The sequence below is a fragment of the Ursidibacter maritimus genome, from assembly GCF_009761395.1.
In the GTDB taxonomy this organism is placed as follows: Bacteria; Pseudomonadota; Gammaproteobacteria; order Enterobacterales; family Pasteurellaceae; genus Ursidibacter; species Ursidibacter maritimus.
This window is the reverse complement of sequence record NZ_LEKN01000013.1, coordinates 151,466-169,256: the sequence shown is the minus strand read 5'-3', so window position 1 is coordinate 169,256 and position 17,791 is coordinate 151,466. Positions and strand designations below refer to the sequence as shown.

The following is a 17,791-nucleotide window of genomic DNA, read 5'->3' as shown; positions in this document are numbered from 1 at the left end:
CAACTTTAAGGAAAACTATGAATATTTTAATTATCGGTAATGGTGGGCGTGAACACGCATTAGCTTGGAAAGTTCGTCAATCTCCTTTAGCCACTAAAGTGTTTGTTGCACCAGGAAATGCTGGTACAGCATTAGAGCAAGGCATTGAAAATGTTGCCATTTCAGCGACTGATGTTACCGCTTTAGTTGAATTTGCTAAACAAAATGAGGTGGGATTAACGATTGTTGGCCCTGAAGCACCATTGGTTATCGGTGTAGTTGATGCTTTCCGTCAAGCTGGGTTAAAAATCTTTGGACCAACCCAAGCAGCCGCACAACTTGAAGGCTCCAAAGCATTCACAAAAGATTTCTTAGCTCGTCACCAAATTCCAACAGCAGAATATAAAAACTTCACTGAAGTTGAACCTGCTTTAGCATATCTGCGTGAAAAAGGTGCACCTATCGTGATTAAAGCGGATGGTTTGGCTGCGGGTAAAGGGGTCATTGTGGCGATGACTCTCGCAGAAGCAGAAGAAGCAGTGAAAGATATGCTGTCAGGCAATGCTTTTGGTGATGCAGGTAGCCGAGTTGTGATCGAAGAATTTTTAGATGGTGAAGAGGCTAGCTTTATCGTAATGGTAGATGGTAAAAATGTTGAACCAATGGCAACTAGCCAAGACCATAAACGTGTTGGCGAAGGGGATAAAGGCTTAAATACAGGTGGAATGGGGGCTTATTCTCCTGCTCCAGTAGTAACCGCTGAAATTCATCAGCGTGTAATGGACGAAGTCATTTACCCGACTGTGCGTGGAATGGCAGCTGAAAATAATCCTTACACTGGCTTTTTATATGCAGGCTTAATGATTATGCCAAATGGTCAGCCAAAAGTAATCGAATTTAACTGCCGTTTTGGTGATCCTGAAACACAACCAATTATGATGCGTTTAGAATCGGATTTAGTGGAGCTTTGCTTAAAAGCGTGCGATGGTAAATTAGATGAAGTGCAGTCTAAATGGTGTGAGCAAGCGGCTTTAGGTATTGTGTTAGCTGCTGAAGGCTATCCAGGAGATTATCGAAAAGGCGATGAAATTACAGGTATTCCTAGCGAGACGATTGCAGGACAAAAAGTCTTTTTAGCCGGAGTAGAGCAAAAAGACGGTAAATTATTAACCAATGGTGGACGTGTACTTTGTGCAACAGCATTAGGTCATTCTGTCTTTGATGCTCAACAACAGGCGTTAAAATTAGCAGAACAGATCCAATGGCAAGGTCGTTTCTACCGTAGAGATATTGGTTATCGAGCGGTTGCGAGAGAACAACAATAAGTTTGTTGCATTATTTCTAAATATCCCTAATCCCTACTTACTAAAAGTGGGGATTTTCTTAAAGATAGATTTTATCTAAGCAAGATTTCAGATTCCCACCTAGTCTAATTTCAAGTAGAATAGCCGTCAATTTTTATCAATGAGGAATGAATATAATGTCCACGCAATTTGTTTATACAATGCATCGTGTTGGTAAGGTTGTTCCACCAAAACGACACATTCTTAAAGACATCTCATTAAGTTTCTTCCCTGGTGCTAAAATCGGGGTACTTGGCTTAAATGGTGCGGGTAAATCAACACTTTTACGCATTATGGCGGGCATAGACAAAGAGATCGAAGGGGAAGCTCGCCCACAACCAGGGATTAAAATTGGCTATCTTCCACAAGAACCAAAACTTGAACCACAACAAACTGTGCGTGAAGCTATTGAAGAATCAGTCGGTGAAGTTAAAAAGGCTCTTACCCGCTTAGATGAAGTGTACGCACTTTATGCTGATCCCGATGCTGATTTTGATAAACTGGCAGCGGAGCAAGCAGAACTTGAAGCAATTATTCAAGCTCACGATGGTCATAATCTTGAAAATCAATTAGAGCGAGCAGCAGATGCGTTACGCTTACCTGATTGGGATGCAAAAATTGAGCATCTTTCAGGGGGGGAACGCCGTCGTGTTGCACTTTGCCGTTTATTACTTGAAAAACCAGATATGTTGTTATTAGACGAGCCAACCAACCACTTAGATGCAGAGTCAGTGGCTTGGTTAGAGCGTTTCTTGCACGATTATGAAGGCACAGTAGTCGCCATTACCCACGACCGTTATTTCTTAGATAACGTAGCAGGTTGGATCTTAGAACTTGACCGCGGAGAAGGTATTCCTTGGGAAGGAAATTACTCATCTTGGTTAGAGCAAAAAGAGAAACGTTTAGCACAAGAGCAAGCAGCGGAATCGGCTCGTCAAAAATCTATCGAAAAAGAGCTTGAATGGGTACGTCAAAATCCAAAAGGTCGCCAAGCAAAAAGTAAAGCTCGTATGGCTCGTTTTGAAGAACTTAATAGTGGCGAATATCAAAAACGTAACGAAACTAATGAACTCTTTATTCCACCTGGTCCGCGCTTAGGGGATAAAGTGATTGAAGTACAAAATCTAACGAAATCTTATGGTGAACGTACTTTAATTGACGATCTCTCATTCTCTATTCCAAAAGGAGCGATTGTCGGGATTATCGGTGCAAATGGTGCGGGTAAATCAACTTTATTCCGTATGCTATCAGGGCAAGAACAGCCTGATTCTGGTTCAATCGTTTTGGGCGAAACAGTGGTAATGGCATCTGTTGATCAGTTCCGTGATGCGATGGATAACAGCAAAACAGTTTGGGAAGAAGTATCTGGCGGACAGGATATTATGCGAATTGGTAACTTTGAAATTCCAAGTCGTGCTTATGTTGGACGCTTTAACTTCAAAGGGGTAGATCAACAAAAACGTGTTGGTGAGCTATCGGGTGGTGAACGTGGTCGTTTACACTTAGCAAAATTACTGCAAGTGGGCGGAAACGTTTTATTACTAGACGAACCAACCAATGATTTAGACGTTGAAACCTTGCGTGCACTAGAAAATGCAATTTTAGAATTCCCTGGTTGTGCATTAGTTATCTCGCACGACCGCTGGTTCTTAGACCGTATTGCTACCCATATTCTTGACTACGGTGATGAAGGTAAAGTAACCTTCTATGAAGGTAACTTCTCTGACTACGAAGAATGGAAAAAGAAAACCTTTGGAGCAGATGCGCTACAGCCACATCGTATCAAATATAAACGTATTGCGAAGTAGTAAATCATATAAAGATGGTACAGTTGTATCATCTTTGAATAAGATAAGTGTCAAGAGATGCTTATTACAGTTAATAATGAGGTAAACAATGGAAACTATTGAAAGAATCCAAAAACAAATTAGCGAAAATCCAATCTTACTTTATATGAAAGGTTCGCCAAAATTCCCATCTTGCGGTTTCTCTGCTCGTGCAGTAGAAGCAGTAATTAACTGCCAAGTTCCATTTGGTTATGTAGATATTTTAACTAACCCAGATATTCGTGCAGAATTACCAAAGTACGCAAATTGGCCAACATTCCCACAATTATGGGTAGAAGGTGAATTAGTTGGGGGGTGTGATATCGTACTTGAAATGTTCCAAAAAGGTGAGTTACAAGCTTTGTTAAAAGAAGTGGCAGAAAGACACCCAGCATAGTTTTGTATCTGATATTACCTTTGGTAGTGATCTAAATCATAAGCGTGTAGATTTGTAATATTTTTAGCAAATCTACCCGCTTGGTTTTTGGGTTATTCATACATGTTTGGTGTAAATGCGGTCAACTAATATCAAAATAAAACACCAAGGCCAGCTAATTACTTCCAGACTTAGGTAAGTAACCTCTAAGGATATCTTACTGGTTGACAAGGTTTTTTCTATAGCATTTAAATAGGGTGAATAAGGTAGCAAACAAGTTTAAGGTTACTTGCTTGCTGTTGTTTAAAGCATAACTGTTTTGTCGATTACACCTTTATTTAACTACTTCAAATGATAAAGCTGGGAACTTTATATTATTGATTTGAACTTCCACACTGTACTTTCCTAATGGATCTTTCTTGTCAAAATTCCAACATCTATGAATATATTGCCCATTTACACTTGGTAAATAGTTCTCAATAGTATGCTGTTTCTTATCTTTTGAACTAACAGTGGAAGCTGAAGCATCTGTGAATTTGCTTGCTTTAGGTGAATGAAATAATTCAATAACTTTATTACTCTGTATAAATGGCATATCAAAAGCAGTCCAACAAAGAGATAAATTCTTTGCTTTTAAAGAATATTTTAGCCCTTCAATTGCTCTAGGTACTGTATTGCTTGTATCATAAATAGTTAGAGTTAGTTTTGGCTCAACGGCTTTCTCAGGTGATGCTTGTTGTATTTTATCTTCTGCAAATACAGTGGTAGACAATAAACCAAGTGCTAGTGCAAGCGTTTTATTCATATTCTCTATTCTCCTTAGAACTAATAGTTTGATGTTCTTGACGATGTTTCTCTTTTAATTGCTGTGCCACGAGAGCAATTGCTTCACCACTGCTAATGCCTTGTTGCATCAGTTGTTGGATTTGTTCAACTGCCTGTTGTTGCTGTTCGTGGGTTAGGCTAAGTAATGTATTATCCATATTTATCTTCCTAGTGTCTAATTTAGTCGATTTTATTTACTTTAATCAGAGTATTAAAACCTGAAAAATTGGGGGAAATGCCAATTAAATTGAGTAAAAAGTTGTTGCCATTGCAGATCAAGCGGTGCGTTTATCTCAATTTTTTGCAAATTTCTTGGGTGAATAAATTGCAAAGAGTTAGCGTGTAGAAATAATCTATCGCAACCTGTATTAGTGGTTAAAGCTCGATTTTGGTGTAAATCGCCGTAATTCGTATCACCCATAATCGGGTGAAATAAATGTTTCATATGGCGGCGAAGTTGATGCTTTCTGCCTGTTTGTGGGAAAAGTTGCACAAGGCTATAACGAGCGGTTTGAAATTTACCTGCTGGGTAGGGCATTTCTACTTGAGCTAAGTGTTGGTAGTCGGTAATTGCGTTTTGTGCTTCTTTCTCTTGTGAAAATTTGTCTGCAATTTTATCTAACTGTACCTTCAGGGGATAATTTATCCGCCCTTCACCTTGTAGGTAACCACGCACGACTGCTAAATAGCTTTTTTGCATTTGATGCTGTTCAAAGAGTTCACTCATAATGCGAGCCATTTCACTGTTTAATGCAAATAATAACACGCCTGATGTTGGGCGATCTAAACGGTGAATAGGGAAAACGTGTTGCCCGATTTGATCTCGTAACGTTTGCATTGCAAAAACGGTTTCGTGTTTATCTAACCAACTCCGATGTACTAACATTCCAGCAGGTTTGTTAATAGCGATCAATTCGTCATCACGATAAATAATATCTAGCATTTTTTACCCTTTTAATAGCTTCTCAAGTTTAGCTAAAGGTTGGTGTAGTGCCATAAGATAACTTTCGTCTTTTAACGCTTCTTCTAAATAGGGGGTGATGGCAAAATTGCGTGGTAACTCGGCATTGGCATCAAGCAGTGCATTCATTCTTGGAATAAAAATCCATTGTAGCCATTGTGTTGCCGATAATGTATTCACACAAAAAGGGTCGGTACTCGCTAACGCTTCAGCACTGGGAGAAACTTCTTCCCATTGATGATGTAACCGCATTGCAATTTGGAGATCATTTAAGTGTTGTCTAATTTGAGCTTTCATTTGTTGTCTATCTCTCTAAAATGTTTGGCTATTTTAAACGATTTTTCGGTATTATGTGGTATTAAACCGCACATAAACACTGAAGTTTTTAGATAGGATCTACTATGCAAAATCAACCGACTATTCTGCAAACGATTATGAAAGACAAAGCGTAATGGGTAGCAGAGCAATCCGCACAGTTTCCGCTTACTCAATTTCAGCAAAAATTTATCACAAGTGAACGTGATTTTTATGAGGTATTTGTTCAAATAGCAGTAAGCTAATTGCAAAAAAATCTTGTCATCTCACCGCTTATTGATTAGTTCAACGGCATTTGAAAGGAATAAATCTTAGGATTTATTCCTTTTTGTCATAAAAAATAACATTAGTTCATTGACATAGCATTCTAGACGTCTAAAATATCCCAATTATTTTTATTTTTAGTGTGGACAGGCTTTTATGATTCAGCTGAAACAAATCAGCAAACAGTTTGAAGTTAAAGGGCAGAAAATAACCGCTCTTGACAATGTTAATCTTGAAGTACCCAAAGGCACAATTTATGGTGTTATTGGATCATCGGGTGCTGGAAAAAGTACGCTAATCCGTTGCGTGAATTTATTAGAACGCCCGACACTTGGGCAAGTCATTGTTGATGGCAAAGATTTAACAACCCTTTCTGAAAAAGAGCTTATTTTGGCTCGCCGTCATATCGCAATGATTTTCCAACATTTTAATTTACTTTCTTCTCGAACTGTATTTGAAAATGTGGCATTACCGCTTGAATTAAGTCATACCGCTAAAGATCAAATTGAGAAAAAAGTTAGCGAATTATTAGAATTAGTTGGCTTGGCGGATAAACGTGATGTTTACCCAAGTAACTTATCGGGAGGGCAAAAACAGCGTGTGGCGATTGCTCGTGCGTTAGCAAGTGATCCGCAAGTTTTATTGTGCGATGAGGCAACAAGTGCGTTAGATCCAGCAACAACACAATCTATTTTACAGTTACTCAAAGAGATCAATGTCCGTTTAGGTTTAACTATTTTGTTAATTACGCACGAAATGGATGTGGTAAAACGTATTTGTGATCGTGTTGCTGTGATTGATCAAGGGCGATTAGTAGAAAGTGGTTCAGTAAGCGAAATTTTCTCTAATCCTAAAACAGAATTAGCACAACGTTTTATTCAATCTACTTTCCATATTGAATTACCAAAAGAGTATATGGATCAATTGTCACCAAACCAAACACCAAACAGTAAACCGATTATTAAATTTGAGTTTACTGGGCGTTCGGTTGATGCTCCATTACTTTCTAATGCATCGAAGAAATTTGGTATTGATTTCAGTATCTTGATGTCGCAGATTGACTATGCTGGTGGTGTCAAATTTGGGTTTGTAATTGCTGAAATGGAAGGTGATCCTGACGCAATTGCGGAAGCAAAATTCTATTTAATTGATAACAATGTTAAGGTTGAGGTACTAGGCTATGTGGGCTGATTTTCAAAATCAATTAACTCCGCAAATGTGGGATCTAGTCGCACTTTCGACAATTGAAACCTTGTATATGGGATTTATGGCGACATTACTGGCAGTAGTGATTGGTTTACCGATTGGTTTTGTTGCATTCTTAACAGGCAAAGGTGAAATTTTAGAACATAAAGAGCTACATCAAGTATTAGATGTTGTAATCAACATCGGTCGCTCTGTGCCATTTATTATTTTACTTGTGGTATTACTTCCTTTTACTCGTTTATTAGTTGGAACAACTTTAGGGACAACAGCAGCGATTGTGCCATTAAGTGTTTCTGCAATTCCATTTTTTGCTCGTTTAACGTCAAATGCATTACTGGAAATCCCAAGCGGTTTAACAGAAGCTGCAAAATCAATGGGAGCAACGAATTGGCAAGTTGTCACAAAGTTCTATTTGCCTGAATCTTTACCGATTTTAATTAACGGCATTACGCTAACTTTAGTCGCGCTTATCGGCTATTCCGCAATGGCGGGTGCTGTTGGTGGTGGTGGCTTGGGTAACCTAGCTATCAGCTATGGAGAGCATAGAAATATGGTATATGTGAAGTGGATCGCCACCGTTATTATTGTTGCGATTGTAATGATTAGCCAAAAAATTGGCGATAATCTTGCAAAACGCTACGATCATCGTTAATTCAAACACAACATTTATTAAGAGGTTTTTCTATGAACTTTAAAAAATTATTAGGTTTAGCGGTTGTTTCTGCCTTAGCATTAACAGGTTGTAAAGAAGAGAAAAAAGCAGACGCTGTTCCAGCGTCTGCTCCACAAGCACAAAAAATTAAAGTCGGTGTAATGTCAGGTCCTGAGCATACAGTGGCAGAAGTTGCTGCTAAAGTAGCAAAAGACAAATACGGCTTAGATGTAGAATTTGTGCTTTTCAATGATTATGCACTGCCAAATACTGCAACAAGTAAAGGCGATTTAGATGCAAATGCATTCCAACATAAACCTTATTTAGATAAAGATGTAGCATCTAAAAATTTAGATAACCTGGTTATTGTGGGTAACACTTTTGTATATCCATTAGCGGGCTATTCTAAAAAAATTAAAAATGTGAGCGAGTTAGTTGAAGGCGCAACAGTTGCTGTTCCAAACGATCCAAGTAATTTAGCTCGTGCTTTAATTCTTTTAGAAAAACAAGGGTTAATCAAATTAAAAGACAACACTAACTTATTCTCAACATCATTAGACATTGTTGAAAACCCGAAAAACTTAAAAATTAAAGAAGTCGATACTTCTGTTGCAGCAAAAGCGTTAGATGATGTTGATTTAGCGGTAGTGAATAACACTTATGCAGGTCAAGTGGGCTTAAATGCAACCGAACACGGTGTATTTGTTGAGAGTAAAGATTCTCCTTATGTCAATATCATTGTAGCTCGTACTAATAATAAAGATAGCGAAGCAGTTAAAAACTTCGTGAAAGCTTACCAAACTGAAGAAGTGTATCAAGAAGCACAAAAACACTTCAAAGATGGTGTAGTAAAAGGCTGGTAATCCAATTACAAGCGGTGAGATTTACTGAAAAATTTGCAAATTTTTGAGTGTAACTCACCGCTTCTTATTTTTCATTCACTATAAGGATAAATCTTATGAACTTCAAAAAATTACTGGGTTTAGCACTTGTTTCAGCGTTAGCGCTAACAGGCTGTAAAGAAGAAAAGAAAGTAGAAGCACCAAAAGCACAACCTTTAAAAATTGGTGTAATGACTGGGCCTGAAGCTCAAATGACGGAAGTTGCGGTAAAAATCGCAAAAGAAAAATATGGCTTAGATGTTGAATTAGTTCAATTCACTGAATATACCCAGCCAAATGCAGCATTACACGCTAAAGATCTTGATGCAAATGCATTCCAAACGGTGCCATATTTAGAACAAGAAAGTAAAGATCGTGGCTATAAAATGGCGATTATCGGTAATACTTTCATTTGGCCTATTGCCGCTTATTCTAAAAAAATCAAAAAACTTGATGAATTAAAAGACGGCGCAGTTGTTTCTATTCCGAATAACCCAAGTAATACAGGTCGTGCATTGTTATTATTACAAGCAAATGGTGTGATTAAATTGAAGGATCCCAAAAATCTTTTCTCAACCGAAAATGACATCATTGAGAATCCAAAAAATATTCAGATTAAACAAATTGATACAGCATTATTAACTCGCTCTTTAGATGATGTAGATCTTTCTATCATCAATAATACCTATGCGGGTCAAGCTGGTTTAAGCCCTGAAAAAGATGGTGTGATTGTTGAATCAAAAGATTCACCATATGTAAACTTAGTGGTAAGTCGTGAAGACAACAAAAATGATGAGCGTTTAAAGACTTTCTTAAAAGCGTTCCAAACGGATGAAGTTTACCAAGAAGCGTTGAAATTATTTAACAACGGTGTGGTAAAAGGTTGGTAGTCAGTAAGCGGTTAGGTTTCTAACCGCTTTTTTTATATATAATTAGGAGTTATTATGAAGTTCAAAAAGTTATTAAGTGTAGCAACATTAGTCTCTGCAGTATTTTTAACTGCTTGTAATGATCAGCAAGCTAAGATTAAAGTGGGTGTTATGTCTGGGCCAGAACATCAAATTGCTGAATTAGCGGCTAAAATCGCAAAAGAAAAATATAATCGTGACGTTGAGCTTGTCTCATTTACCGACTATGGTTCACCGAATGAAGCAGTTCATAAGGGTGATCTTGATGCTAATGCTTTCCAACATAAGCCTTATTTAGATAAAGACTCTAAAGATAACGGCTTTAAACTGAGTATTGTCGGCAATACATTTGTTTACCCAATTGCAGCCTATTCTAAAAAGCTCAAATCTATCTCTGAATTGCAAGATGGTGCGACAGTGGCTATTCCAAATAATCCAACTAACTTAGGTCGTTCATTGTTGCTACTTGAAAAGCAGGGATTTATTAAATTAAAAGATGGTAATAATTTACTAGCAACTCAATTAGATATTCTAGAGAATCCGAGAAATCTAAAAATAAAAGAGGTTGATGGTGAGTTATTAACACGAGTACTCGATGATGTAGATTTTGCAATTATTAACAATACCTTTGCGGGTCAAATTGGTTTAAGTCCAGATAAAGATGGCCTATTCGTGGAATCTAAACAATCACCTTATGTGAATTTGATTGTAACCCGCCAAGGAAATGAAAATAATGAAGCTATTCAAGACTTCGTGAAATCCTACCAAACTGAAGAAGTTTACCAAGAAGCCTTAAAACTCTTTAAAGGTGGAGTTGTAAAAGGTTGGTAATCTGAAGATAAAAATAAGCGGTAAGATACCGCTTATTTATCATTACACCAAAAATATACAAGGCTCTGAATTTCCAGAGCCTTGTTCTGATAGATGATTAAAGTGCTTTCAAAATATCATCAACACGCTCTTTGGCATCACCAAATAGCATTTGAGTATTTTCTTTAAAGAAGAGTGGATTTTGTACGCCTGCGTAGCCCACCGCCATAGAGCGTTTGAATACGATAACGTTTTGAGCTTTCCAAACTTCTAATACTGGCATTCCAGCAATTGGGCTATTTGGATCGTCCATTGCTGCTGGGTTTACCGTATCATTTGCACCGATAACTAACACAACATCGGTATCAGCAAAATCATCATTGATTTCATCCATTTCTAATACGACATCGTAAGGTACTTTCGCTTCAGCTAACAATACGTTCATATGTCCAGGTAAGCGGCCTGCAACTGGGTGAATACCGAAACGGACATTAATCCCACGATCACGCAATTTTTGAGTAATTTCTGCAACGGGGTATTGTGCTTGAGCCACTGCCATTCCATATCCTGGGGTGATAATAACAGAGCTTGCATTTTTCAACATTTCTGCTACTTCTTCTGCGGTTGTTTCACGATGTTCGCCTTGTTCTTCATCTGAGCTTACTTGGATATCGTTACCAAATCCACCTGCAATCACACTGATAAATGAGCGGTTCATTGCTTTACACATAATGTAAGAGAGAATTGCACCTGATGAGCCGACTAATGCACCTGTTACGATCAATAAGTCGTTACTTAACATAAAACCAGCCGCCGCAGCTGCCCAACCAGAATAAGAGTTCAGCATTGAAACAACCACAGGCATATCCGCCCCACCGATTGATGCAACTAAATGCCAACCGAAAGCAAGTGCAATCGCAGTCATAATCAACACTGGGAAGATATTCTCAGGGTGATTTACAAAGATTATCATTAAAATAGCAGAAACTACTAATGCGGCTAAATTGAGTTTATGACGGTGAGGTAACATTAACGCTTTTGAGTTAATTTTGCCATTTAGTTTACCAAAAGCAACAACTGAGCCAGTAAATGTAACTGCACCGATGAAGATACCAAGGAATACTTCAACATTATGAATTGTTGCTAATTTAGCCTGTTCAGCCACAAATAGTGCTTGAGCGGCAGCATCTAAATTTTCTGGCATTACTGCATCGTGATGTAAACCATAGCTGTTGAAGCCCACTAATACCGCGGCTAAACCTACAAAACTATGTAAAATAGCAACAAGTTCTGGCATTTCGGTCATTTCAACTTTCAATGCTTTACGAACACCGATAAATCCACCAATTGCCATTGCAATTAAAATGAAAATAGTCCCTTTGGATTCTGGTCCAAAGATAGTAGTAACAAGGGCGATTGTCATACCCACGATTCCATACCAACAACCTGCTTTGGCGGTTTCGTGTTTAGAAAGCCCTGCTAAACTCATAATAAAGAGAAGAGCTGCGATGATATAGGCAGCTTGTACTAAACCTGAAGATAACATTGCTTTCTCCTTAACCTTTTCTGAACATTGCAAGCATACGTTGAGTGACTTTGAATCCACCAAAGATATTGATACTTGCGACTAAAATTGCGATAAACGCTAAAATACTAATGAAGAAACCACCTTGTGCAATTTGTAATAAGGCACCGACAATAATAATACCTGAAATTGCATTTGTTACTGCCATTAGTGGCGTATGTAGAGCGTGGCTAACATTCCACACAACATAATAACCGACCACGCAAGAAAGCACGAATACAGTAAAGTGTGAAAGGAATGCGGCTGGGGCAACAGATGCTAACCATAGGAATAGCAGACCTGCTAAAGCGAATAAGCCATATTTGATTCGAGGATCAGCTGGTTTTTCTTCTTTTTTCTCAACAGGAGCGGCTGCTTTTTGTTGGGGTTGTGCCGATACTTTAATTGGTGGTGCAGGGAAGGTAATTTCGCCTTCTTTTACTACAGTAACACCGCGTAAGACGACATCTTCAAAGTCGATATTGATATTACCGTCTTTTTCTTTACAAAGTAACTTGAGTAAATTGACTAAGTTAGTGCCATAAAGTTGAGAAGATTGTGTTGGCAAACGGCTTGGTAAATCAGTGTAGCCAATGATTTTTACTTGATTCTCAGTAACAACTACTTCACCCGCTTTAGTTAATTCACAGTTACCGCCAGTCGCTGCTGCTAAATCAACAATAACACTACCTGGTTTCATTGATTCAACCATTTCTTTAGTAATAAGACGTGGGGTAGGTTTACCTGGGATTAGTGCGGTAGTAATGATAATATCGACTTCTTTCGCTTGTTCAGCGTAAAGTGCTAATGCTCTGCGATTAAATTCTTCTGACATCACTTTGGCATAGCCATCACCGCTTCCACCTTCTTCTTTGAAATCAATTTCAAGGAAGCTAGCACCCATACTTTGTACTTGTTCTTTTACTTCTGGGCGAGAGTCAAAGGCTCGAACAATAGCACCTAAGCTGTTAGCTGCACCAATTGCTGCTAATCCTGCAACACCAGCACCGATAACAAGTACTTTAGCTGGTGGTACTTTACCTGCTGCAGTAATTTGTCCAGTAAAGAAACTACCAAACTCGTGAGCAGCTTCAACTACTGCACGATAACCAGCAATATTTGCCATTGAGCTTAACGCATCTAATGATTGAGCTCGAGAAATACGAGGTACAGCATCCATAGCTAAGACATTGATTTTCTTCTCGGAAAGCTTTTTCATTAGCTCAGGATTTTGAGCAGGCCAAATAAAGCTAACTAGTGTAGCTCCTTCTTTGATTAACGCGATCTCAGCATCAGTTGGCGGATTTACTTTAAAAATAATGTCCGCATTCCATACTGCTTGCGTATTACCAATAGTTGCACCTGCTTCTGCAAAGGCATTATCTTCAAAACTTGCTTTGAAACCAGCGTTTTTCTCAACGATAACATCAAAACCAAGTTTTAGGATTTGCTGAACAGTCTTCGGGGTTGCAGCCACTCGACTCTCGTTGTCCAGCAGCTCTTTTGGTATACCAATAAGCATAAAGACTCCTATGTGATGAATGAAAAGTGATAAATGAAAATGGTAAAGTTTACATCAAATCAGACCGCTTAAATCAGCCGAAATTCAACATAAAATCGGACTAACTTTATCATTTATTTTTGTCAATGGGTGAAAAATTTCTAACTGAAAAGGATATTATGCAATTTCTCTGATTTTCTTCTATGAAAATAAAATAATCCTTTGTCGTTGCAAGCCTTTTTTGCTATATTTGCACGCAATTTTTGCTCTAGTATCTGAGCATCCATCCTAATTTATAATTATTTACGGATTTTTATTATGTTTAAAAAATTTCTTGGGCTTTTCTCAAATGATCTTTCGATCGATCTCGGTACAGCAAATACACTTATCTATGTAAAAGGGCAAGGTATCGTACTTGATGAACCTTCTGTGGTTGCGGTTCGCCAAGATCGTGTTGGAACAAATAAAAGTATTGCAGCTGTAGGTGCTAGTGCGAAATCAATGTTAGGCCGTACGCCGAAAAGTATTGTTGCAATTCGCCCAATGAAAGATGGTGTTATTGCTGATTTCCATGTTACAGCAAAAATGTTACAGCATTTTATTAAACAAGTGCATAGTAATAATTTTATGCGTCCAAGCCCGAGAGTGTTAATTTGTGTTCCAGCAGGAGCAACCCAAGTTGAGCGTAAAGCGATTAAAGAATCAGCAATGGGGGCTGGAGCAAGAGAAGTTTACTTAATTGAAGAACCAATGGCAGCGGCCATTGGTGCGGGATTGCCTGTTGATGAGGCTGCTGGTTCAATGGTAATTGATATTGGCGGTGGTACAACAGAAGTTGCAGTACTTTCACTTAATGGTATTGTACACTCTTCATCTGTGCGTATTGGTGGTGATAAATTTGATGAAGCGATTATTGCGTATGTTCGCCGTCATTTTGGATCAGCTATTGGTGAAACAACTGCAGAGAGAGTCAAAAAAGAGATTGCAACAGCTTATATTCGTAATGATGATGAAATTCGTACAATGGAAGTTCATGGACACAACTTAGCAGAAGGTGCGCCAAGAACCTTTACTCTAACCTCTAAGCAAGTATTAGAAGCGATTGAGCAACCATTAACTGGAATTGTTGAAGCGGTAAAAGGTGTTTTAGAGCAATGTCCACCAGAATTAGCAGCAGATATTTTTGAACGTGGAATGGTATTAACTGGTGGCGGTGCGTTATTACAAAATTTAGATGTGTTATTGACGAACGCAACGGGTGTACCTGTGATTGTGGCAGAAGATCCATTAACTTGCGTGGCTCGTGGTGGTGGTAAAGCGTTAGAAATGATTGATACTCACGGTGGTGATGTATTTAGTGATGATGACTAATCATCTTGTGGTTGAAATATATAGTGAGAGAAATGGACAAGGTGGTAAACTATTGTCCATTTTCATTTTACTCTGCATTTAGGATATGACCCTTTTAATAATATGAAACCCATTTTTTCAAAAGCGCCCCCACTTGGTGTTCGCCTATTTATTGCGGTAGCACTTTCCATTATTTGTATTTTTTTCGATGGGCGAAGTTCAGCAATCATTCAGGTCAGAAATGTTTTAGAAACTACTGTGGGCGGTTTATATTACTTCGCCAATAGTCCTCGTTTAGTACTTGATGGTGTCAGTAATAATTTTATTGATAGCCAACGTCTGAAATTAGAAAACCAAGTATTGAGAGAACAAGTGCGTGAAAAAAATGCGGATTTATTATTACTTGATCAATTAAAAGTAGAAAACCAACGACTACGCCTATTACTAAGTTCCCCACTTCGACAAGATGAATATAAAAAAGTCGCTGAAGTATTAACAGCTGAAATGGATACTTACCGTCAGCAAGTCATTGTTAATCAAGGGAAAACTGATGGTGCTTTTGTTGGACAACCGATTATTGATGAGAAAGGCGTTGTTGGGCAAATTATCTCGGTTGGCGAAAAAAGTAGCCGAGTGCTGTTATTGACAGATGTAACACACTCTGTTCCCGTACAAGTTTTGCGTAATGATGTTCGAGGTATTGCAAGTGGAACAGGGCATAATGATGAACTTATCTTAGACCACTTGCCAAGAACAGTAGATATTATTAAAGGCGATGTATTAGTTACATCGGGCTTAGGGGGGAATTTCCCAGAAGGTTATCCGGTGGCAATTGTTGAAACCGTAGTGAACGATGGTTCTAGTCATTTTGCACGGGTGACTGCTCGCCCTTTGGCATCATTAGAGCGTTTACGTTATTTATTGCTACTATGGCCAACCAGTGAAGAATTACGTACTCAAACCATTTCGCCACAAGATGTACGCAACGCAGTAGAGGAAAGACGTAACAGTTTAAATCCATTAGATCGTTTAAAATCAAATCAAAAAGAGAAGGTGCAAGATCCTGAACCAACAACAGAAGAGCATTTAGAAGAAACGCCCGTTCCTGATGCAGACAATGATGTGAATAGTGGTGCAGAAGAAGGAATAGAACAATGAGACAAAATGCCATTTTCCAATTATTAGTGTTGGTCTTTATTTTTATGATTTCTTTTGTCCTTGAAATTATGCCTTGGCCAGCAGGTTTCCAAGGGCTACGCCCAGCTTGGATTGCACTTGTACTGATTTATTGGGCATTAGCCTTGCCCGATAAAATGAGCGTAGGTACAGCGTTTATTGCAGGTATTATTTGGGACGTTATCTTAGGTTCTATTTTAGGTATTCACGCTTTAGTGTTATCTATTGCGATCTATTTTGTGGCGAAATATCACCTTATTTTGCGTAACTTATCGCTATGGCTACAAAGCCTATTGGTCATGGCTTACATTGCTTTGATCCGATTGGTGATCTTTTTTGTGGAATTTGTTTTACACAGCGCCGATTTTAATGTGCAAGAGTTATTAGGCGCAGTCATAAGCGGTGTGTTATGGCCTTGGATTTTCCTGTTGATGCGCCAAATTCGTCGAGGATTACATTTACGTTGATGAGTACTTTAGCTTTGGATTTTTCAGCAGATTTCAGACCGCTTTCTGCTCGAATGCGTCCACGCAACTTAAATGAATATGTTGGTCAATCGCATTTGATTGCTCAAGGTAAGCCATTACGCCGAGCAATTGAAGCAGGGCATAGCCACTCAATGATTTTTTGGGGCCCACCGGGAACAGGCAAGACTACACTAGCCGAAATTATTGCCAATGCGTTAGACGCAGATGTCGAACGAATATCCGCAGTGACTAGCGGTATTAAAGAGATCCGAGAAGCGATAGATAAGGCAAGATTAAATCGACAAACAGGACGTAGAACACTGCTGTTTGTCGATGAAGTTCATCGTTTTAACAAAAGCCAACAAGATGCTTTTCTTCCCCATATTGAAGATGGCACCATTACATTTATTGGGGCAACCACTGAAAACCCTTCCTTTGAATTAAATAATGCATTACTGTCAAGAGTGCGTATTTATATCTTAAAGCCCTTACAAGCAACTGATATTTTGCAACTTCTCCAAAATGCGATTACTGATAAAGAGCGTGGTTTAGGTAATGAAAAATTGATTTTGCAAGATGATGTATTGAAGCTACTTGCGAATTACGTCAACGGTGATGGACGTTTTGCCTTAAATTGTTTGGAATTGATGTGCGATATGGCAGAACAATTACCCCAAGGAAAATTGCTAGATAAACATTTACTTACTGAAGTGTTGGGTGAACGACAAGCGCGTTTTGATAAAGGTGGAGATCGATTCTATGATCTCATTTCAGCACTACATAAATCGGTACGAGGCTCATCGCCTGATGGGGCATTATATTGGTATGCACGCATATTAACGGCTGGAGGCGATCCGCTTTATGTTGCACGCCGCTTATTAGCAATCGCATCAGAAGACATTGGTAATGCAGATCCAAGAGCAATGCAAGTTGCCCTTGCTGCTTGGGATTGTTACACAAGAGTTGGCGCTTACGAAGGAGAAAGGGCCATTGCCCAAGCGGTGATTTATCTTGCCGTTGCACCCAAAAGTAATGCGGTCTATACCGCTTTTAACCAAGCGAAACGGATTGCCAAAGAAGATGTTGATTATGATGTTCCAGAGCATTTACGCAATGCACCAACTAATTTAATGAAGTCATTAGGTTATGGCGATGAATACCGATATGCTCATAATGAACGGCATGCCTATGCCGCAGGGGAAAATTATTTCCCAGAACCTTTAAAAGACACTCAATTCTACTTCCCAACCGAACGGGGAATGGAGAAACAGATTAAAGAAAAATTAGCTTGGCTAAAAGCTTTAGATGAGCAGAGCCTTAAGAAACGTTATTCATCTTAAGTGGGAAGATATATTCGATTTTTTACAAAAAATTGATAGTAACTCAC

18 protein-coding genes are annotated in these 17,791 nt (G+C 38.6%); 12 read left to right on the top strand and 6 right to left on the bottom strand.

What is annotated here, in order from left to right:
* Positions 1–17 precede the first annotated feature (17 nt).
* The 3 genes from purD to grxD all read left to right on the top strand — a co-directional run bounded on the left by purD (position 18) and on the right by grxD (position 3,545).
* Positions 18–1,304 carry a phosphoribosylamine--glycine ligase gene (gene purD / locus A1D26_RS03845; RefSeq protein WP_157402763.1) on the top strand — a complete coding sequence of 429 codons (1,287 nt, stop codon included), beginning with the start codon at positions 18–20 and terminating at the stop codon, positions 1,302–1,304.
* 155 nt (positions 1,305–1,459) lie between these two features.
* The gene (ettA, locus tag A1D26_RS03840; RefSeq protein WP_157402762.1) at positions 1,460–3,130 is read left to right on the top strand and encodes an energy-dependent translational throttle protein EttA; all 1,671 of its coding nucleotides are present in this window, start codon (positions 1,460–1,462) and stop codon (positions 3,128–3,130) included.
* Positions 3,131–3,218: 88 nt separating this feature from the next.
* Complete coding sequence (gene grxD / locus A1D26_RS03835) at positions 3,219–3,545, top strand: Grx4 family monothiol glutaredoxin (RefSeq protein WP_157402761.1); 327 nt, start codon at positions 3,219–3,221, stop codon at positions 3,543–3,545.
* Positions 3,546–3,858: 313 nt separating this feature from the next.
* Here grxD and A1D26_RS03830 read toward each other — a convergent pair whose 3' ends face one another.
* Genes A1D26_RS03830 through A1D26_RS03815 form a run of 4 tightly spaced genes read right to left on the bottom strand, consistent with a single transcriptional unit; the run spans position 3,859 to position 5,607 of the window.
* Positions 3,859–4,329: a hypothetical protein gene (locus A1D26_RS03830; RefSeq protein WP_157402760.1), complete on the bottom strand. Its 471-nt coding sequence runs from the start codon at positions 4,327–4,329 to the stop codon at positions 3,859–3,861.
* Positions 4,322–4,507 (bottom strand): YoaH family protein, encoded by a 186-nt coding sequence (locus A1D26_RS03825; protein WP_157402759.1) that lies wholly within the window; start codon positions 4,505–4,507, stop codon positions 4,322–4,324. The genes A1D26_RS03830 and A1D26_RS03825 overlap by 8 nt, the downstream gene beginning before the upstream one ends.
* A 53-nt stretch (positions 4,508–4,560) precedes the next feature.
* Positions 4,561–5,292, bottom strand: coding sequence for a tRNA pseudouridine(65) synthase TruC (truC, locus tag A1D26_RS03820; RefSeq protein WP_157402758.1), 732 nt, complete (start codon positions 5,290–5,292; stop codon positions 4,561–4,563).
* A gap of 3 nt (positions 5,293–5,295) precedes the next feature.
* Positions 5,296–5,607, bottom strand: a complete 312-nt coding sequence (locus tag A1D26_RS03815; RefSeq protein WP_157402757.1) for a YqcC family protein — start codon at positions 5,605–5,607, stop codon at positions 5,296–5,298.
* Positions 5,608–6,045: 438 nt separating this feature from the next.
* On the opposite strand from A1D26_RS03815, the gene metN reads away from it, so the two are divergent.
* From metN to A1D26_RS03790, 5 genes are all read left to right on the top strand, one after another.
* Positions 6,046–7,080, top strand: a complete 1,035-nt coding sequence (gene metN, locus A1D26_RS03810; RefSeq protein ID WP_157402756.1) for a methionine ABC transporter ATP-binding protein MetN — start codon at positions 6,046–6,048, stop codon at positions 7,078–7,080.
* A complete protein-coding gene (locus A1D26_RS03805) occupies positions 7,070–7,747 on the top strand; it encodes a methionine ABC transporter permease (protein ID WP_157402755.1) in 678 nt (225 codons plus the stop codon). The genes metN and A1D26_RS03805 overlap by 11 nt, the downstream gene beginning before the upstream one ends.
* A 32-nt stretch (positions 7,748–7,779) precedes the next feature.
* Positions 7,780–8,610 carry a MetQ/NlpA family lipoprotein gene (locus A1D26_RS03800; RefSeq protein WP_157402754.1) on the top strand — a complete coding sequence of 277 codons (831 nt, stop codon included), beginning with the start codon at positions 7,780–7,782 and terminating at the stop codon, positions 8,608–8,610.
* Between the two features lie 95 nt (positions 8,611–8,705).
* Positions 8,706–9,518 (top strand): MetQ/NlpA family ABC transporter substrate-binding protein, encoded by an 813-nt coding sequence (locus A1D26_RS03795; protein ID WP_157402753.1) that lies wholly within the window; start codon positions 8,706–8,708, stop codon positions 9,516–9,518.
* Between the two features lie 54 nt (positions 9,519–9,572).
* Positions 9,573–10,367 carry a MetQ/NlpA family lipoprotein gene (locus tag A1D26_RS03790; protein WP_157402752.1) on the top strand — a complete coding sequence of 265 codons (795 nt, stop codon included), beginning with the start codon at positions 9,573–9,575 and terminating at the stop codon, positions 10,365–10,367.
* 97 nt (positions 10,368–10,464) lie between these two features.
* On the opposite strand, the gene pntB is transcribed toward A1D26_RS03790, so the two are convergent.
* Positions 10,465–11,892 carry a Re/Si-specific NAD(P)(+) transhydrogenase subunit beta gene (gene pntB / locus A1D26_RS03785; protein ID WP_157402751.1) on the bottom strand — a complete coding sequence of 476 codons (1,428 nt, stop codon included), beginning with the start codon at positions 11,890–11,892 and terminating at the stop codon, positions 10,465–10,467.
* Positions 11,893–11,902: 10 nt separating this feature from the next.
* Positions 11,903–13,432 carry a Re/Si-specific NAD(P)(+) transhydrogenase subunit alpha gene (gene pntA / locus A1D26_RS03780; RefSeq protein WP_157402750.1) on the bottom strand — a complete coding sequence of 510 codons (1,530 nt, stop codon included), beginning with the start codon at positions 13,430–13,432 and terminating at the stop codon, positions 11,903–11,905.
* 297 nt (positions 13,433–13,729) lie between these two features.
* On the opposite strand from pntA, the gene A1D26_RS03775 reads away from it, so the two are divergent.
* The 4 genes from A1D26_RS03775 (at position 13,730) to A1D26_RS03760 (ending at position 17,744) form a co-directional block, all read left to right on the top strand.
* A complete protein-coding gene (locus A1D26_RS03775; protein ID WP_157394631.1) occupies positions 13,730–14,782 on the top strand; it encodes a rod shape-determining protein in 1,053 nt (350 codons plus the stop codon).
* A 102-nt stretch (positions 14,783–14,884) separates the two neighbouring features.
* A complete protein-coding gene (mreC, locus tag A1D26_RS03770; RefSeq protein ID WP_157402749.1) occupies positions 14,885–15,919 on the top strand; it encodes a rod shape-determining protein MreC in 1,035 nt (344 codons plus the stop codon).
* On the top strand, positions 15,916–16,404 hold the full coding sequence (mreD, locus tag A1D26_RS03765) for a rod shape-determining protein MreD (protein WP_157402748.1): 489 nt from the start codon (positions 15,916–15,918) through the stop codon (positions 16,402–16,404). Before mreC ends, mreD begins: the two co-directional genes overlap by 4 nt.
* Positions 16,404–17,744, top strand: a complete 1,341-nt coding sequence (locus A1D26_RS03760; RefSeq protein ID WP_157402747.1) for a replication-associated recombination protein A — start codon at positions 16,404–16,406, stop codon at positions 17,742–17,744. Before mreD ends, A1D26_RS03760 begins: the two co-directional genes overlap by 1 nt.
* The last annotated feature ends 47 nt before the right edge of the window (positions 17,745–17,791 follow it).

Coding starts and splice junctions, on each gene's coding strand:
- purD (WP_157402763.1), top strand. CDS start 18: ATGAATATTTTAATTATCGGTAATGGTGGGCGTGAACACGCATTAGCT.
- ettA (WP_157402762.1), top strand. CDS start 1,460: ATGTCCACGCAATTTGTTTATACAATGCATCGTGTTGGTAAGGTTGTT.
- grxD (WP_157402761.1), top strand. CDS start 3,219: ATGGAAACTATTGAAAGAATCCAAAAACAAATTAGCGAAAATCCAATC.
- A1D26_RS03830 (WP_157402760.1), bottom strand. CDS start 4,329: ATGAATAAAACGCTTGCACTAGCACTTGGTTTATTGTCTACCACTGTA.
- A1D26_RS03825 (WP_157402759.1), bottom strand. CDS start 4,507: ATGGATAATACATTACTTAGCCTAACCCACGAACAGCAACAACAGGCA.
- truC (WP_157402758.1), bottom strand. CDS start 5,292: ATGCTAGATATTATTTATCGTGATGACGAATTGATCGCTATTAACAAA.
- A1D26_RS03815 (WP_157402757.1), bottom strand. CDS start 5,607: ATGAAAGCTCAAATTAGACAACACTTAAATGATCTCCAAATTGCAATG.
- metN (WP_157402756.1), top strand. CDS start 6,046: ATGATTCAGCTGAAACAAATCAGCAAACAGTTTGAAGTTAAAGGGCAG.
- A1D26_RS03805 (WP_157402755.1), top strand. CDS start 7,070: ATGTGGGCTGATTTTCAAAATCAATTAACTCCGCAAATGTGGGATCTA.
- A1D26_RS03800 (WP_157402754.1), top strand. CDS start 7,780: ATGAACTTTAAAAAATTATTAGGTTTAGCGGTTGTTTCTGCCTTAGCA.
- A1D26_RS03795 (WP_157402753.1), top strand. CDS start 8,706: ATGAACTTCAAAAAATTACTGGGTTTAGCACTTGTTTCAGCGTTAGCG.
- A1D26_RS03790 (WP_157402752.1), top strand. CDS start 9,573: ATGAAGTTCAAAAAGTTATTAAGTGTAGCAACATTAGTCTCTGCAGTA.
- pntB (WP_157402751.1), bottom strand. CDS start 11,892: ATGTTATCTTCAGGTTTAGTACAAGCTGCCTATATCATCGCAGCTCTT.
- pntA (WP_157402750.1), bottom strand. CDS start 13,432: ATGCTTATTGGTATACCAAAAGAGCTGCTGGACAACGAGAGTCGAGTG.
- A1D26_RS03775 (WP_157394631.1), top strand. CDS start 13,730: ATGTTTAAAAAATTTCTTGGGCTTTTCTCAAATGATCTTTCGATCGAT.
- mreC (WP_157402749.1), top strand. CDS start 14,885: ATGAAACCCATTTTTTCAAAAGCGCCCCCACTTGGTGTTCGCCTATTT.
- mreD (WP_157402748.1), top strand. CDS start 15,916: ATGAGACAAAATGCCATTTTCCAATTATTAGTGTTGGTCTTTATTTTT.
- A1D26_RS03760 (WP_157402747.1), top strand. CDS start 16,404: ATGAGTACTTTAGCTTTGGATTTTTCAGCAGATTTCAGACCGCTTTCT.